This is a genomic window from Blautia sp. AM42-2, from assembly GCF_003480245.1.
Taxonomy (GTDB): Bacteria; Bacillota; Clostridia; order Lachnospirales; family Lachnospiraceae; genus Fusicatenibacter; species Fusicatenibacter saccharivorans.
The window spans coordinates 215,614-230,747 of sequence record NZ_QUIM01000002.1; the positions used below are offsets into that span (position 1 = coordinate 215,614).

The 15,134-nt window shown below is 46.1% G+C and carries 20 protein-coding genes and 1 pseudogene; 20 read left to right on the top strand and 1 reads right to left on the bottom strand.

Annotated elements, in window-relative coordinates; translation table 11 throughout:
• The first annotated feature begins 5 nt into the window (after window positions 1-5).
• The 7 genes from DW915_RS15880 (at window position 6) to DW915_RS04090 (ending at window position 4,647) form a co-directional block, all read left to right on the top strand.
• Entirely contained in the window at window positions 6-152 is a 147-nt protein-coding gene (locus DW915_RS15880; protein ID WP_015543446.1) for a hypothetical protein, read from the top strand.
• Window positions 133-651 (top strand): PcfB family protein, encoded by a 519-nt coding sequence (locus DW915_RS04065; RefSeq protein WP_015543447.1) that lies wholly within the window; start codon window positions 133-135, stop codon window positions 649-651. The genes DW915_RS15880 and DW915_RS04065 overlap by 20 nt, the downstream gene beginning before the upstream one ends.
• Window positions 648-2,585, top strand: coding sequence for a VirD4-like conjugal transfer protein, CD1115 family (locus DW915_RS04070; protein ID WP_118741644.1), 1,938 nt, complete (start codon window positions 648-650; stop codon window positions 2,583-2,585). The genes DW915_RS04065 and DW915_RS04070 overlap by 4 nt, the downstream gene beginning before the upstream one ends.
• A 146-nt stretch (window positions 2,586-2,731) precedes the next feature.
• Window positions 2,732-2,890 carry a Maff2 family mobile element protein gene (locus DW915_RS04075; RefSeq protein WP_002595213.1) on the top strand — a complete coding sequence of 53 codons (159 nt, stop codon included), beginning with the start codon at window positions 2,732-2,734 and terminating at the stop codon, window positions 2,888-2,890.
• Window positions 2,891-3,045: 155 nt separating this feature from the next.
• Window positions 3,046-3,318, top strand: a complete 273-nt coding sequence (locus DW915_RS04080) for a helix-turn-helix domain-containing protein (RefSeq protein ID WP_002593556.1) — start codon at window positions 3,046-3,048, stop codon at window positions 3,316-3,318.
• Window positions 3,278-3,655 carry a TnpV protein gene (locus tag DW915_RS04085; protein ID WP_005335912.1) on the top strand — a complete coding sequence of 126 codons (378 nt, stop codon included), beginning with the start codon at window positions 3,278-3,280 and terminating at the stop codon, window positions 3,653-3,655. Before DW915_RS04080 ends, DW915_RS04085 begins: the two co-directional genes overlap by 41 nt.
• Before the next feature lie 29 nt (window positions 3,656-3,684).
• Window positions 3,685-4,647 (top strand): DUF3658 domain-containing protein, encoded by a 963-nt coding sequence (locus DW915_RS04090; protein ID WP_005601707.1) that lies wholly within the window; start codon window positions 3,685-3,687, stop codon window positions 4,645-4,647.
• A 61-nt stretch (window positions 4,648-4,708) separates the two neighbouring features.
• Here DW915_RS04090 and DW915_RS04095 read toward each other — a convergent pair whose 3' ends face one another.
• Window positions 4,709-5,515 carry a helix-turn-helix domain-containing protein gene (locus tag DW915_RS04095; protein WP_008372835.1) on the bottom strand — a complete coding sequence of 269 codons (807 nt, stop codon included), beginning with the start codon at window positions 5,513-5,515 and terminating at the stop codon, window positions 4,709-4,711.
• A gap of 482 nt (window positions 5,516-5,997) precedes the next feature.
• Between DW915_RS04095 and DW915_RS04105 the strand changes: the two genes are divergently transcribed.
• The 13 genes and pseudogenes from DW915_RS04105 (at window position 5,998) to DW915_RS04170 (ending at window position 15,016) form a co-directional block, all read left to right on the top strand.
• Window positions 5,998-6,186: a hypothetical protein gene (locus DW915_RS04105; RefSeq protein WP_002592123.1), complete on the top strand. Its 189-nt coding sequence runs from the start codon at window positions 5,998-6,000 to the stop codon at window positions 6,184-6,186.
• Window positions 6,183-6,524, top strand: a complete 342-nt coding sequence (locus DW915_RS04110; RefSeq protein WP_002595108.1) for a hypothetical protein — start codon at window positions 6,183-6,185, stop codon at window positions 6,522-6,524. The genes DW915_RS04105 and DW915_RS04110 overlap by 4 nt, the downstream gene beginning before the upstream one ends.
• Window positions 6,517-6,813, top strand: a complete 297-nt coding sequence (locus tag DW915_RS04115) for a DUF3847 domain-containing protein (RefSeq protein ID WP_002592121.1) — start codon at window positions 6,517-6,519, stop codon at window positions 6,811-6,813. Before DW915_RS04110 ends, DW915_RS04115 begins: the two co-directional genes overlap by 8 nt.
• Window positions 6,814-7,130: 317 nt before the next feature.
• Entirely contained in the window at window positions 7,131-7,328 is a 198-nt protein-coding gene (locus DW915_RS04120) for a helix-turn-helix transcriptional regulator (protein ID WP_002595107.1), read from the top strand.
• Between the two features lie 2 nt (window positions 7,329-7,330).
• A complete protein-coding gene (locus DW915_RS04125; protein ID WP_002595106.1) occupies window positions 7,331-7,747 on the top strand; it encodes a hypothetical protein in 417 nt (138 codons plus the stop codon).
• 103 nt (window positions 7,748-7,850) lie between these two features.
• Window positions 7,851-9,425 (top strand): MobQ family relaxase, encoded by a 1,575-nt coding sequence (mobQ, locus tag DW915_RS04130; protein ID WP_002595105.1) that lies wholly within the window; start codon window positions 7,851-7,853, stop codon window positions 9,423-9,425.
• 66 nt (window positions 9,426-9,491) lie between these two features.
• Window positions 9,492-10,136: a CHC2 zinc finger domain-containing protein gene (locus DW915_RS04135; RefSeq protein WP_002595104.1), complete on the top strand. Its 645-nt coding sequence runs from the start codon at window positions 9,492-9,494 to the stop codon at window positions 10,134-10,136.
• Window positions 10,105-11,442 (top strand): virulence-associated E family protein, encoded by a 1,338-nt coding sequence (locus tag DW915_RS04140; protein WP_007047420.1) that lies wholly within the window; start codon window positions 10,105-10,107, stop codon window positions 11,440-11,442. The genes DW915_RS04135 and DW915_RS04140 overlap by 32 nt, the downstream gene beginning before the upstream one ends.
• Window positions 11,443-11,683: 241 nt before the next feature.
• Entirely contained in the window at window positions 11,684-11,881 is a 198-nt protein-coding gene (locus DW915_RS04150; RefSeq protein WP_002595102.1) for a hypothetical protein, read from the top strand.
• Complete coding sequence (locus tag DW915_RS04155; RefSeq protein WP_118741645.1) at window positions 11,882-13,552, top strand: recombinase family protein; 1,671 nt, start codon at window positions 11,882-11,884, stop codon at window positions 13,550-13,552.
• 91 nt (window positions 13,553-13,643) lie between these two features.
• Window positions 13,644-13,724, top strand: a pseudogene (locus DW915_RS04160) (Maff2 family mobile element protein); the annotation flags it as partial.
• Between the two features lie 27 nt (window positions 13,725-13,751).
• Window positions 13,752-14,621, top strand: coding sequence for a VirB6/TrbL-like conjugal transfer protein, CD1112 family (locus DW915_RS04165; protein ID WP_015543459.1), 870 nt, complete (start codon window positions 13,752-13,754; stop codon window positions 14,619-14,621).
• A gap of 23 nt (window positions 14,622-14,644) precedes the next feature.
• Window positions 14,645-15,016: a PrgI family protein gene (locus DW915_RS04170; protein WP_117844681.1), complete on the top strand. Its 372-nt coding sequence runs from the start codon at window positions 14,645-14,647 to the stop codon at window positions 15,014-15,016.
• The last annotated feature ends 118 nt before the right edge of the window (window positions 15,017-15,134 follow it).

The following is a 15,134-nucleotide window of genomic DNA, read 5'->3' on the forward strand; positions in this document are numbered from 1 at the left end:
ATAAAATGAGACAGTTATTGATTATTGCGGGGATTCTTCTGGTGTTAGCAGTCAACTTTGTTCTGTACTGCTGTATCCGGGTAGGAGCAAAGGAAGACCGTTTGTTGGAAGATCATAGAAAGGAACAGATTGATGCAGGAAGAAGTGAATGAAAAAACAGTGTCCCTGTGTATTACCGGTGGAAAAGTGACAGTCCGCTTATTGAAACAGGCAATGATGCGTTTTCTGGCAGCAATGGAGAAAGAAAAAGCAGAGAAAGCAAGAAAACAGCAAGTAAAGGGTCCGCCAGACAAAGATTATCATGGGAAGCAGAGTTTAAAGAAGCTGGCACAGCAGAATGTTCAGCTTTCCAACATTGAGATTACAGACAACAACATTAAGGCTTTTGAAAAAGTGGCAAAGAAATATGGCATTGATTTTAGCCTGAAACGTGATAAGTCCGTAGATCCACCGAGATATTTTGTTTTCTTCAAGGCAAGGGATGTGGATGTGATGACAGCGGCATTTCGGGAATTTACCGGAAAGACATTGAATAAAACAAAGAAACCGTCTGTCCGTAAGAAATTACAGCAGGCAATCGCAGCCCGCAGCCAGGATAAACAGAGAGAACGGGAAAAATCGAAAGAAAAACAGAAGGAGCCGACCTTATGAGTGGGATAAAAAATATAAAGAAAAAACTGAAAGGATTTCAGGTGCGTCCCCCGAACGCAGAAGTGATAAAAAAGGTTCTTCTGCATATTCCGTATGTGGTTGTATTTTATGTGGTAAATAAATGTACCTGGCTGTATCAGTATTGCAGAGGCAGTACAGTGGTGGACAGGCTGATGGTTCTCTTTATGAACTATCCGTTAGCGTTTAAAAAGTTGCTGCCAAGTATACAACCGAAAAGTCTGGCTGCGGGAACTATTGCTGCAGTCAGTGTGTGGGCAGTGGTATATTTTAAGGGAAAAAATGGAAAGAAGTTTCGCCAGGGAGAAGAATATGGTTCTGCCAGATGGGGAAATGAAAAGGATATAGCCCCTTTTATTGATCCGGTCTTTGAGAACAATATTCTGCTGACACAAACGGAACGTCTGACCATGAACAGCAGACCGAAGAAACCAAAGTATGCCAGAAACAAGAATGTCATAGTAATCGGGGGATCTGGCAGCGGCAAGACCAGATTTTATGTGAAACCACAGCTTATGCAGATGCCGGATAATGTGAGCTTTGTGGTTACTGATCCCAAGGGGACAATTATCGTAGAATGTGGTAAGATGTTAGCACGAGGGACACCGAAGAAAGATAAAAATGGGAAAATCCTGCGTGATAAAAATGGCAGAGTGGTAATGGCTCCTTACAAAATCAAGGTGCTGAATACTATCAACTTTGCCAAAAGTATGCACTATAATCCGTTTCATTACATTTGTTCGGAAAAAGATATTCTGAAACTGGTAAATACGATCATGGTAAATACCAAAGGAGAGGGAGAAAAATCTTCCGAGGATTTCTGGACAAAAGCGGAACGTCTGCTGTATTGTGCTTTGATTGGTTATATCTATTATGAAGCACCAGAGGAAGAACAGAATTTTTCAACCCTGCTGGAATTTATCAATGCCAGTGAAACCAGGGAAGAAGATGAAGAGTTTAAAAATGCAGTGGATCTGTTATTTGAGGAGCTGGAAAGAGACGAGCCGAATCATTTTGCAGTAAGGCAGTATAAAAAATACAAGCTGGCTGCAGGAAAGACAGCAAAAAGTATTTTAATCAGTTGTGGTGCCAGACTCGCACCCTTTGATATTGCGGAACTGCGGGAGCTTATGTCTTATGATGAGATGGAGCTGGATATGATCGGAGATCAAAGAACTGCATTGTTTATTGTAATCTCTGATACGGATGATACATTTAACTTTGTGGTTGCCATGATGTACAGTCAGCTTTTCAATCTGTTATGTGATAGAGCCGATGACGTTCATCATGGAAGACTGCCTTATCATGTAAGAATCCTCTGTGACGAGTTCGCAAATATCGGTCAGATTCCGAAGTTCGATAAGCTGATTGCAACGATCCGAAGCAGGGAAATTTCTGCTTCTATTATACTCCAGTCCCAGTCGCAGCTCAAGACCATTTACAAGGATGCAGCCGAAACCATTACCGGGAATTGCGACACAATGTTATTCCTTGGAGGTAAGGAAAGTACCACTCTGAAAGAAATTTCAGAAACACTGGGTAAGGAAACCATTGACTTATATAACACTTCTGATACAAGAGGACAGAGCAGGTCTTATGGTCTGAACTATCAGAAAACAGGAAAAGAACTGATGAGCCGGGATGAACTGGCAGTCATGGACGGCAACAAGTGTATTTTACAGCTTCGTGGTGTCCGTCCGTTTTACAGTGATAAATTTGATATTACAAAACATAAACGGTATAAGCAGTTATCCGATTATGATAAAAAGAATGAGTTCCATGTGGAAGAATACATGAAACATCAGATGGAAGTCCGGTTAGATCCGGAAGAACAGTTCGACCTTTATATGTATGAAGGCAGTGAACTGGAAGAACAATCAAATAGTGAAAATGAAGGCACAGAGCATGTAACGTAAAACATACATAGCTCTTTTTTTATGCCCTTTTGGGAGGTAGCGATATGCGTAAGCATGAAAGACCGCCCATCAGGGCGGAACCCTCCGAGTAGTAACCGTTAAAAAATCACAATGAAAACAGCAGTTACGAAAGGAGAACATAGATTATGGCGTTTTTTACATCCGCAATTAATATTTTACAGACTCTGGTTGTTGCAATCGGAGCTGGTCTGGCAGTTTGGGGAGTTATCAATCTCCTGGAAGGATATGGAAATGACAATCCCGGAGCCAAGTCCCAGGGAATCAAGCAGTTCATGGCTAATTAAAGGGAACAAAAAGAAAGGGAATGCACAATCCAGACGGTATCAGCGGCAGGCTACAAGAATAAATTGTGATTTCACAAGATTGGTGTTATAATAAGAGAAAAGTTCCTGCCGGGGCAACCGCCCCGGTGGTATGGATAGAAAGGCAGGAAAACAATATGCACATCAGCTATAAACCACTCTGGCACACACTGTTAGAGCGTGATATGAGAAAAGAGGATTTAAGGCTTGCTGCTGGTATGACAACAAATATGATTGCCAACATGAGCAAAGAGGGAAAGCACATCAGCATGGATACATTAGCCCGTATCTGTGAAACTCTGAATTGTGAGATTACTGATGTGATTGAGTTAGTACCAGACGAGCCTGCTTCCACAGGAGGTAAGGAACATGAGCGAATTGAAACCAAGAATAACGGAAAACGGAATTGATTATATCCTTGTCGGAGATTACTACATTCCAGGCTTGAAACTGCCGGAGGAACACCGCCCTATCGGAAAGTACGGACGAATGCACCGGGAATATTTAAGAGAAGTCCACCCAGCCAGATTGAATACATTGATACTGACCGGAGAATTGTTGACATATCTTGCAGACCTGAATGAACAGGCACAAAAACGGTTAGACACTATCATGGAGCAGATGAAAGCTACCGAGGGCGTGACAGAGGAATTGAAGTGTACCCGACAAATGGAATGGGTGCAGCGTTGCAATAACATTCACAACAGGGCAGAAGAAATTGTTTTGTATGAGATGATTTATTCATAACGGGAGCAATTAAATCGGAGGTATATAAGATGATTGAAATTGTATTTGGTGAAAGTGCCTGTGGAAGTTTGAAAATTGCCCAAACTTACGGCAAGGGAAAGTATAGAGGAAGTGCTGTTTCAATATTTATGAGGCACGAAGACGGGAGTGTTCCATCTTCAGATGAAATGAAAAAGGCACAGCTTCAAGCACAGGAACAAGAACGCATTGCTTGGGAGAATGCTATTCCATTGGGAGGCAAGAGCAGTGATGTTTATTGTTTTGATATGGTTCTTAGTGTGGGAGATATTTCTGATAATGGAATTGGCGAACAGCGGAAAAATATTTTCAAGAAAATGCTGTCTGTCTGCTTTGTAGAGGATTTAGATTATCAGGTTGAAGAAAAAATACAGAAAATTAAAACTACATTGACCTCAGTGATTGAACGATATGTAGCTGGGGAAGAAATTCGCATTTGGTATAGCTATAATCCAGATGAGCTTTGTGGTATGTATTGGCTTATGAAACAACTTCAACCATTAAACTGCCAGACAACAATTTATTTGGTTAAGTTACCTACATGGGAATATGGAAAAGAAAATACTATGACATCCAAAATAGCATGGGGCGAGGTCTCTCCTGGCGAATGGGGAAACTATATAACTCTACAAGAGAAAGCTAATCCTGTATTTCTTTCAGCTTGTACTATGAAATGGAATCAACTTCAAAATGAAAATGCACCTTTGCGTGCAATGTTAAATGGTAAATTGCAAAGCGTTTCAGAAGATATATATGATAGTTTCATTCTTCGTGAAATTGCGGAACAGCCAGAGCAATTCAAAATGGCTATTGTCATAGGTAATGTTTTAGGAAAATATCAACTTGGAATTAGTGATGTATGGATTTCCAATCGCATTGATAAAATGCTTGAAGATGGTGTGTTGGAAATTATACAGGACGCACCAAAGGGAGAAACAAATTATCGCCGAATATTAAGAAAACGAATGAAATAATAACCACAGCACAAACCGCTGCTACATGGAATCCAACAAACCATGCAACAGCGGTTTTCCTTTACCGTTTTTTCCTCTGGCTGATAGGCGTTCCCATTTTCTTTGATTTTTTGAGAATACGAATGAACCAGCGAAATTCTTCTTCTGACAGGTTTTTATAGTTGATACCAAGCTGCTTGCAGTAAAGGATAACCAGTTTTTCATCTCGACTGCCCTTGAAATTTTCGACCGCTTCCAGATTTTCTTTCAGTTCATCGGCAACGGTAGTTTGGGGCGCACTCTCGCTGTCCTTTTTGTGGAATTCCCGAATATCCCGGATAATCAGGTTGAGGTCATCCAGAACCATGTGACTGAAATACTCATCATCACTGATATGTGCGGCTTGCAGCACCTTCAAATGCGGGTCATCTTCGCCGGGGCGATACCGTTCAATAATTTCATGCCGGACGGTATCAACAAGGGAGTTGAGATTTTGGATTTGCATGGTGGCAATCCCGTCCACATAAATCTCAATGTCCGCAAGAAACTTGATAAAGTCCTTATGGGTGGCAAGTTCGCAGAGCAGACGGTTGTTAATCCGACCGCTTTTCAGCAGTGCCACCATCTCATCGTTCAAATGCAGCTCCGTCAGTGGCGTGTTGATCTGCTCCCTGTTCTCTGTCCGGCACAGCAGATAATCGACGGAAACCCCATAGAAGTCTGCCAGCGTGATAAGGTTGCCATGATTGATTTCCTTATAATCCTCTTTTTCATAACTGCCAAGGGCTGATTTAGAAATGCCCGTCAGCTTTGATAGTTCTTCCAGATTTAAGCCTTTGTCTTTGCGGAGTTCCCAAAGGCGTTCCTGTATGCTTGTTGCAACTTTCATGGGCGCACGCTCCTTTCCGGTGGTTTTATTTCTGCCGTTTAACTGGATTATATCACACTTTCCGCAATCGTGGAAATTTCTGATTTTCCCCCTGATTCCTACTTTGTGGATATACGGCACAGGGCACAAAAATGTTCTATGATACAGGTAGTTCATCGATGGATTATTCCAATCGAATGACCAGCCTGTGTGGGATATGCTTCCCCGGCGATGTAGCGCCATGACTTTTGGCAGGGATATGGAGGAACCCTGACCGAAACGAGCGTACCAAAGGGAGCGATACGCCGCTGTGAGATTCAGGGGAGGAACGACACCGGGGAGAACTGGCGAACTGACACCGAAATGATACCGAAACACGACAATCTGATAGGGGGATAGTCTACCCTATCGCTGATACTTCGGGAGATTTTAAGCGGCTCTATGACCGTAATTTTGCCGAAAATCGCCCCGAAACCATACACAAAAACGGGAGGAAGCGCAATATGCCGAGAATGAGCAAAAAGAGGAAGCATGAGCTTTCCTTTTACCTCAATGACCGGGGGCGTGTCACTTACAACGAATTATGCCGGAAATGCCAGCATGGGTGCAGGCAGAGCTTCCGGGCGGTTGTGGTTGACTGCCCCCGTTATTTATCCAAACGAGCAAAGAAAAAGGAGGAACACACCGAATGAATTTTGAATTTATGACGATAGACACACCATTGCCGCCGTGTATGCCATTTCCCATAGCGTTGACAGGATTTCCAGTCAGCAGCACCGCAAAGGTCATGTACTGCCGGATGCTGGACGCTATGCTATCCAAAGGGCAGGAGGACGAAAACGGAATCCTGTTTGTCTGCTTCCCTGTCACAGCCATTGCTACAGTCCTGTCCCGCAACTCCATGACGGTCAAGCGTTCTCTGAATGAACTGGAAACCGCTGGGCTTATCATGCGGGTGCGTCAGGGCGTGGGAGAACCAAACCGGATTTATGTGCTGATACCGGGAAAGGAGGACGCTGCCCTTGCCTGAGACCTCAAAGCTGGAAAAACTCAACTGGGAGCTGGAGAAAAGCGAAAAGAAACTGCGGAAAGCCATCAATGATGAAAAGGCATTGCAGTACCAGTTAAAGCAGCTTACCCGAAAGGAACGAACGCACCGGCTCTGTACCCGTGGCGGTATGCTGGAAAGTTTTCTGCAAGAGCCGGAACGCCTGACAGATGATGATGTCATGCTGTTGTTGAAACTCATTTTTCACAGGCAGGACACGCAGGAACTATTGAAAAAACTGCTGGAACGGGAGAAGCCGGAAACCCCTTAGTTTACTAAGGGCGCAATTATACACCACCCAGAGGTTGGTGCATTGCGTTCTCCGAAGGCTCCTTGCCGGAGGGCTGTGATTTTCCGCAGTCAAGGTCTGCTCCAAATCATACAGGGGACGCTACGCTTCCCCTGCGCTGGCTGCCGCCAGCTACCCTTTTGTGGACTTGCCATCTGGGGACACCTTGCGTTGCAAGCTGTTCCCAGCCGATAAGTTTCATAAAATATAATGCAAATGGAAAGCTAACTTGACATAAAAGAACTATGTGATATAATGGAAGCATGGAAAGTTAACTTTCCATAAGAGAGGAGGATGACATGAAAAATCGCCTGGAAGAATTACGAAAGCAACGAGGCATAAAGCAAGAAGATTTAGCAAATGCATTGGAAGTATCACGACAGACCATCGGCTCTTTGGAAAACGGACGCTATAACCCATCTATTCAGTTGGCATTTAAGATTGCCAGATATTTCAACATGAGTATTGAAGAAATTTTTATTTACGAGGAGGATTGATTATGAAAAAAAGGTTGTTGATTTTAATGACAGTTACAGGAATGATTATTCTACTGGGAGGATTGCTAACATACGGTTTGGGAGTACATGAAATAATACCTGTGCCACGTCCCGACTTAATAGTAGTAGGTACATCTCTCATTGGAATTTTGCTGATTGTATCTGGTGTGTGCGACTTGTTCGTTAAGAAAACCAAAGAAATGGAAATAGAGGAAAATGACGAGAGAAATATTTCGCTTAGTAATGCTGCTATGGCAAGTGGCTTCAAGGTAATGAATGTTACGATTGCTGTTTCTATTTTTGCTTTGATTTTCACCGGATATATGACAGTAGTCCCATGTTTCACTATTATTGGGGCTTATGCTATTGGACAAATTGTATTTATTGTGCGACTTTGGTACTTGCACAAAACTATGTAAATGTATTACTAAATACCCGCCGCCCCCAGCGGCACAACAAGCAGGAAATCTGAAAAGGTATCCTGCTTTTTCTATGTCCAAAAACGGAAAGGAGGAACACAAAATGCCCTGTCCACACAACGAAATCTCTATTGTGCAGCGCAGCCACCGCCAGTCTGCGGTTGCCGCCGCTGCTTACCAGAGCGGCGAAAAGCTGTTCTGTGAATATGACCAGGAAGTAAAACACTACCCGGAAAAGCGTGGTATCGTCCACAATGAAATCCTGCTCCCGGCAAACGCTCCCCTGGAGTACACAGACCGCAACACCCTCTGGAACGCTGCCGAAGCTGTTGAGAAGCAATGGAACTCCCAGCTTGCAAGGCGGTGGGTGCTTTCCATTCCCAGAGAGATACCGCCCGACCAGTACGCCGCCCTTGTACGGGATTTCTGCCGCCAGCAGTTTGTTTCCAAAGGAATGTGCGTGGATTTTGCCATCCATGACAAAGGGGACGGAAACCCACACGCCCATGTCATGCTGACCATGCGGGCAATGGATGAGCGTGGGAAATGGCTTCCCAAGAGCCGCAAGGTCTATGAACTTGATAAGAACGGGGAACGAATCAAGCTCCCGTCCGGCAGGTGGAAAAGCCACAAGGAAGATACGGTTGACTGGAACGACCGCAAATATGGCGAAATCTGGCGGCATGAATGGGAGGTCATCCAAAACCGCTATCTGGAAGCCAACAACCGCCCGGAACGAGTAGATCTCCGTTCTTACGAAAGACAGGGGCTTGATATTATCCCTACCGTCCATGAAGGGGCTGCTGTCCGGCAGATGGAAAAGCGTGGGATTCAGACGAACATCGGCAACCTGAACCGAGAAATCAAAGCCGCCAATAGTTTGATGAAGTCCATCCGGCAGCTTATTAAAAATCTCAAAGGCTGGATTGCGGAGCTTAGCGAAAAGCGGAATGAACTGCTTGCCCAAAAAGCTGCGGAGGAAGCGGTCTTTCTTCCCAATCTGCTGATGAAGTATATGGAGATACGAAAGGCAGAACGGAGCAGCTGGACACGGGCGGGACAAAGCCGGGGGACTTCCAAAGACTTAAAGGCAGTCAGCGAAGCCCTGTCCTATCTCCAGAGAAAGGGACTTTCCACCGTGGAGGATTTGGAAAACTTTATAGAAACGTCCGGGAAATCTGCCGCCGACTACCGAAAGCAGATGAAGCCAAAGGAAACCCGCAGCAACGTGATTGACGCTATCCTTGCCGCCCGGACGGACTGTAAGGAATGTAAGCCCGTTTATGAGAAATACCAGAAGATATTTTTCAAGAAAACTAAGGAAAAATTCAAGCTGGAACACCCGGAGGTTGCCCGGTTTGAGAAAGCCAGTGCCTACCTTGCCAAGCACCCGGACGATAAGGACAGCACGAAAAAGGAGCTTTTGCAGGAACAGGCGAAGCTTGTGGACGAAATCGCAGACTTGAAAGTACCGTTGACCGAGGTGCAGGAAGATTTGAAGAAGCTGTGGGACATCCGCTACTGGGTACGGAAAGCCACACCCGGCACAGAGGAAAGCAAAGAGCCGCCCAAGAAGCAGCCCCTCAAAGAAGTCTTGCAGGATAAGGCTGACGAGAAGAGAGCACAGAAAAACGCCCCGGCGCAGACGAAACACAAACAACAGGATATGGAACTTTAACAGGCACTTGCCATTTTCAGATTGAGAATGATAAGTGCCTTTTCTTTTTTACAAGGAGGAATTGATTTGAATGTATTTGAAGCTGTGAAGCAGTCCGTTACGACAAGACAGGCTGCGGAGCATTACGGAATCCGGGTAAACAGAAACGGGATGGCTTGCTGCCCGTTCCACAACGATAAGACCCCCAGCATGAAGCTGGACAAGCGTTTCCACTGCTTCGGATGTGGTGCAGATGGGGATGTGATTGATTTTGTAGCTGCCCTGTACGGGCTGGGGAAAAAGGAAGCCGCCGCACAGTTGGCGAGTGACTTCGGGCTTGCCTATGAGGACTGGAAGCCACCGGGCAGGGCAAGGAAGCCCAAGCCCCGGCAGAAATCCCCGGAAGAACAGTTCCGGGAAGCAAAGGCACATTGCTTCCGTGTCCTTGCCGATTATCTACACCTCTTACGGGTATGGAAAACCGACTATGCCCCGCACTCCCCGGAGGAAGCGTTTCATCCCCGGTTCGTGGAAGCCTTGCAGAAGCAAGCCCATGTGGAATATCTGCTGGATGTGCTGCTGTTTGGGGATACGGAGGAAATCGCTTCACTGATTACGGAACATGGAAAGGATGTGATACAGCTTGAACAGCGAATGGCAGAGCTTGCCGCCGCAGACGCAGCAAGAACTAAAAAACACCATGAACGCCATGCAGCCGCCCCAGAGCGTTGAGGAAGTAAAGGCAACTCTGGAAACCACCGAGAAAGGCGGTGTCCGCCAGAGCATACGGAACTGCCTGACCGTATTCCAGCGTGACCCGGTGCTTGCCGGGGCAATCGCCTATAACATCCTGACCGACCGAAAGGACATCATAAAGCCCATCGGTTTTCACAGAGAAAGCACAGCCCTGACCGATACAGACATGAAGTATCTGCTTCTCTATCTGGAGGAAACCTACGGGCTGACCAGTGAGAAAAAGATTGAAACCGCCATCGGGATTGTGGCGAATGAGAATAAGTACCACCCCATCCGGGATTTTCTGAACAGCCTTGCATGGGACGGGACGGAGCGCATCCGCTTCTGTCTGCGGCACTTTCTGGGGGCGGATGTGGACGATTACACCTATGAAGCCCTAAAGCTGTTTCTTTTGGGGGCGATTACAAGGGCATTTAAGCCCGGAAGCAAGTTTGAAATCATGCTGTGTCTGGTAGGCGGTCAGGGGGCTGGCAAGTCCACCTTCTTCCGTCTGCTGGCAGTCCGGGACGAGTGGTTTTCCGATGATTTGCGGAAGCTGGACGATGATAACGTGTACCGCAAGCTGCAAGGTCACTGGATAATTGAAATGTCGGAAATGATGGCAACCGCCAATGCCAAGAGCATTGAGGAAATCAAGTCTTTTCTAAGCCGACAGAAAGAGGTTTATAAGATACCCTATGAAACCCACCCGGCAGACCGTCCCCGTCAGTGCGTGTTCGGCGGTACTTCCAACGCCCTTGACTTTCTCCCCCTTGACCGTTCCGGCAACCGCCGATTTATCCCGGTCATGGTGTACCCGGAGCAAGCCGAGGTTCACATTTTGGAGGACGAAGCCGCTTCCAGAGCCTATATCAGCCAGATGTGGGCGGAAGCAATGGAGATTTACCGAAGCGGCAGGTACAAGCTGTCATTCAGCCCAGCCATGCAGCGGTATCTCAAAGAACACCAGCGGGATTTTATGCCGGAGGACACCAAAGCCGGGATGATACAGGCTTACCTTGATAAGTACACCGGGGAAACGGTCTGTTCCAAGCAGCTCTACAAGGAAGCCTTAAATCACACCTTTGACGAGCCGAAGCAATGGGAAATCCGGGAAATCAACGAGATAATGAACCAGTGCATTACCGGGTGGAACTACTTTTCCAATCCAAGAATGTTTGCGGAATATGGCAGACAAAAGGGCTGGGAGCGTGAAATCCCGGCAACGGACACCGACAACCCGCCCGAAAAATCTATGGACGGTTTTGTGGAGGTCACGGAGCAGATGGAGCTTCCATTCTGAAAATGACAGCCCGTTGCCGACTTCGTTGCTATCCCGTTGCCGAGCCGGTTGCCGGGGAAAAACCCATAACTGCGGGCTTTTCTCCCCTATGACAACCAAAACAACAGAAAAATAAAAGAAAAGTATAAATAGTAACCACCGCCAGATTGAGATTGTTTGCAAGGTCTTTTGAAGCCCGTTGCCGGACTTCGTTGCCGACACCCTCTGTCTGGCTATTTTCATGTATGGAGGATAACTGCCTATGGCAAAAAACAAAACAGAGATTCATGTGACCACTGTATTTGACGGGGAGCTGGACGCCACCGATGTGTTCGTCAGCCTGATTTCCCAGAAATACGGCAAGACAAATACAAAAGAATATCTTGCTAAAAAGAAAGAATTGAAGTATAATGAAGATGAGGTTCAAAAGAGCCGGATACCGTCTGGATTGTGTGGGTAAATGGCTATGATGAACGAAATGGAATACAGAACAATCGGTTCGGCACTTGCCGGGGGCTATCGTGCAGCGGTCTATTGCAGACTGTCAAAGGACGATGACCTGCAAGGCGAAAGTGCCAGTATCGCAAACCAGCGTGATATGCTGGAAAAATACTGCGAAAAGCAGGGATGGGAGGTTGTGGCAGTCTATCAGGACGATGGCTTCACAGGTCTTAATATGGAGCGTCCTGATTTACAGAGAATGTTGAGATCCATTGAGCGCAGGCAAATCAACCTTGTTATCACGAAAGACCTCAGCCGACTGGGGCGTAACTATCTGCAAACCGGGCATTTGATTGAGGACTTTTTCCCAAGAAACGGGGTGCGCTATATCGCCATGAATGACGGTATCGACACCTTACGGGATAACAACGACATTGCCCCGTTCAAGAATATCCTGAACGAGATGTACAGCAAGGATATTTCCAAGAAAGTCCATTCCTCTTATCTTCTGAAAGCGCAGAAAGGACAGTTTACCGGGTGTCTTGCCCCCTTTGGGTATCGGAAAGACCCGGAGGACAAGAACCATCTGCTCATTGACGAGGAAACCGCCCCGATTGTGCGGCTGATTTTCGGGTATGCCTTAAACGGTCATGGTCCCAACTATATCCGCAGACGGCTGGAGGAAGAAAAAATCCCCTGCCCCACATGGTGGAACCGGGAACGGGGGCTTCGCAATACCCGCACCAAATGGGAAAAGAAAGACCCGGAAAACGGGCGGTATATGTGGGACTTCTCCGTTATCAAAGACCTTTTGATGAATCCCGTCTATACCGGGGCGATTGCTTCCCAGAAAAAGGACTACCGCTTCAAAATCGGCACGATTGGGGAAAAGAAGCCGGAGGACTGGATTGTGGTGGAGGGGCAGCATGAACCGCTGATTGACCGCATGAGCTTTGACATTGTGCAGAATAAGCTGAAATCCCGCCAGCGTCCGGGGCAGACCAATGAAATCAGCCTGTTTGCCGGACTGATAAAATGCGGCGAGTGTGGGAAGTCGCTGACGATACGCTACACAAACGCAAAACATCCCCAGCAGATTTATTCCTGCAAGACCTACAATGCCTTTGGAAAGAATCACTGCACCCAGCACCGGATTGACTATGACACCCTTTACAGCCATGTGCTGCGGAAAATCCGGGAATGTGCCAGAGCTGCCCTGATGGACGGGAAAGCGGTTGCCGACCGCCTGACCAATACCTGTGAAGCCAAGCAGCGGGAACAGCGGGAAGCAATGGAACGCTCCCTTACAAGGGACGAGGAACGGATTGAGGTTCTGGACAAAATGGTCATGCGGCTTTATGAGGATATGATTGCAGGGCGTATCAGTGAGCAGAATTTCAACACCATGCTGGAAAAGACACAGACCGAGCAGACGGAGCTTAAAACAAAAGTGTCCGAGGGCAGGAAGCGGCTGTCCGATGAGGTCCAGCTTGCCAATGACGCAAAACAATGGGTGGAAGCCATTCAGGAATACGCCAACATCACAGAGCTGGACGCAGCCACCCTCAACCGCTTAATCAAAGAAATCGTCGTGCATGAGCGCATTGACGAAGATAAAACAAGACACATTTCTATCGAAATTCATTTTAATCTCAAACCCATCCCGGAGGTGGAACAGGTCACTGCCTGACCTGTCCCGCCGGGACGGTTCTCTTAAAAAATACCATATAGATTTTTTGTACGCCGCCGCCCGCCATCGAGCAGAGTTTTACACCTAATTGGGGATAAAACAGCTTATGGCAGGTGGAGGTGTCGTTCTGATCGGTACACAGCTTGTACCATTACTGGCGAATTTGTTTTAGCCGGGGCAGTAAGAAAGGAGAACACGCATGGATAAGATTTTTGAGTCCATAGAAGAATGGATGCGTAACCTCCTTACAGGCATGGTCAGCTCAAACCTGACGAACATGTTTACCGATGTGAATGAAAAAACCGGTGATATTGCAAGTCAGGTTGGGCAAACGCCCCAGGGCTGGAGTGGCAGTATTTTTAGTCTGATCCAAAATCTGTCGGATTCTGTGATCGTACCGATTGCCGGAATGATCATAACCTTTGTGTTGTGCTATGAGCTGATTTCCATGCTCACCGAAAAGAACAACATGCATGACATAGATACATGGATGTTTTTTAAATATTTTTTCAAGATGTGGGTAGCAGTCTGGTTCGTGAGCAATGCTTTTACGATCACAATGGCAATTTTTGATGTCGGGCAGAATGTAGTGAACCGGGCGGCAGGTGTTATCAACCAGCAGACGGCAATTAACATTGATTCAGTAGTCACCTCGATGGAGACTGCAATGGAATCAATGGAAGTAGGGGAGCTGATTATACTGGCACTGGAAACGCTTCTGGCGAGCCTGTGCTTAAAGGTTATATCCGTTTTTATAACGGTCATTTTATATGGCCGTATGATAGAAATTTATCTGTATTCGTCAATCGGTGCAATTCCATTTGCCACTATGAGCAACCGGGAATGGGGACAGATTGGCAGCAATTATTTAAGAGGATTGTTCGCACTGGCATTCCAGGGATTTTTTATCATGGTGTGCGTGGGCATTTATTCTGTGCTGGTTGCAAACATACAGGTATCAGACAATGTGCATACGGCACTGCTCAGTGTAATGGCATATACGGTGATACTGTGTTTCAGTCTTATGAAAACAGCTAATTTCTCGAAGAGTATTTTTAATGCACACTAAATGTGGAAAAGGAGACGATGAAAATGGCTTTTGTATCAGTACCAAAAGATTTGACAAAAGTGAAAAATAAAATTATTCTCAACCTTACAAAACGACAGCTTATCTGCTTTGGTATTGCAGCGGCAGTAGGGCTTCCGTTTTATTTCCTGTCAAGGGGATTGATTGGTTCGAGTAATGCGGCAACCGGAATGTGTCTGTTGATGCTTCCGGCTTTTTTATTTGCAATGTATGAGAAAGATGGACTTCCTTTAGAGAAAGTCCTCAAAAACGTGATTACAGTAAAATTTATCCGTCCCCCGGTACGGAAATATGAGGTGGAAAACCTCTATGAAAAAAAGAAAATTTTGATAAAAGCGAAAGGAGGTACCGTTCGTGGAAAAAGTAAGAAACGATAAGAATCTTCCAGAGCAGACAGAAGAATTTTCCCATCCGGATGACTGGTGGCTGGATGAAGAGGATTCTGCTGATGGTTTACCAGTGTTTGATCCGGACGAGGCAGAAGATTATGCAAAG

Coding starts and splice junctions, on each gene's coding strand:
- DW915_RS04070 (WP_118741644.1), top strand. CDS start 648: ATGAGTGGGATAAAAAATATAAAGAAAAAACTGAAAGGATTTCAGGTG.
- DW915_RS04080 (WP_002593556.1), top strand. CDS start 3,046: ATGCACATCAGCTATAAACCACTCTGGCACACACTGTTAGAGCGTGAT.
- DW915_RS04095 (WP_008372835.1), bottom strand. CDS start 5,515: ATGAAAGTTGCAACAAGCATACAGGAACGCCTTTGGGAACTCCGCAAA.
- DW915_RS04085 (WP_005335912.1), top strand. CDS start 3,278: ATGAGCGAATTGAAACCAAGAATAACGGAAAACGGAATTGATTATATC.
- DW915_RS04105 (WP_002592123.1), top strand. CDS start 5,998: ATGCCGAGAATGAGCAAAAAGAGGAAGCATGAGCTTTCCTTTTACCTC.
- DW915_RS04090 (WP_005601707.1), top strand. CDS start 3,685: ATGATTGAAATTGTATTTGGTGAAAGTGCCTGTGGAAGTTTGAAAATT.
- DW915_RS04120 (WP_002595107.1), top strand. CDS start 7,131: ATGAAAAATCGCCTGGAAGAATTACGAAAGCAACGAGGCATAAAGCAA.
- DW915_RS04110 (WP_002595108.1), top strand. CDS start 6,183: ATGAATTTTGAATTTATGACGATAGACACACCATTGCCGCCGTGTATG.
- DW915_RS04065 (WP_015543447.1), top strand. CDS start 133: ATGCAGGAAGAAGTGAATGAAAAAACAGTGTCCCTGTGTATTACCGGT.
- DW915_RS04150 (WP_002595102.1), top strand. CDS start 11,684: ATGGCAAAAAACAAAACAGAGATTCATGTGACCACTGTATTTGACGGG.
- DW915_RS04075 (WP_002595213.1), top strand. CDS start 2,732: ATGGCGTTTTTTACATCCGCAATTAATATTTTACAGACTCTGGTTGTT.
- DW915_RS04170 (WP_117844681.1), top strand. CDS start 14,645: ATGGCTTTTGTATCAGTACCAAAAGATTTGACAAAAGTGAAAAATAAA.
- mobQ (WP_002595105.1), top strand. CDS start 7,851: ATGCCCTGTCCACACAACGAAATCTCTATTGTGCAGCGCAGCCACCGC.
- DW915_RS04140 (WP_007047420.1), top strand. CDS start 10,105: ATGAACGCCATGCAGCCGCCCCAGAGCGTTGAGGAAGTAAAGGCAACT.
- DW915_RS15880 (WP_015543446.1), top strand. CDS start 6: ATGAGACAGTTATTGATTATTGCGGGGATTCTTCTGGTGTTAGCAGTC.
- DW915_RS04155 (WP_118741645.1), top strand. CDS start 11,882: ATGGCTATGATGAACGAAATGGAATACAGAACAATCGGTTCGGCACTT.
- DW915_RS04125 (WP_002595106.1), top strand. CDS start 7,331: ATGAAAAAAAGGTTGTTGATTTTAATGACAGTTACAGGAATGATTATT.
- DW915_RS04165 (WP_015543459.1), top strand. CDS start 13,752: ATGGATAAGATTTTTGAGTCCATAGAAGAATGGATGCGTAACCTCCTT.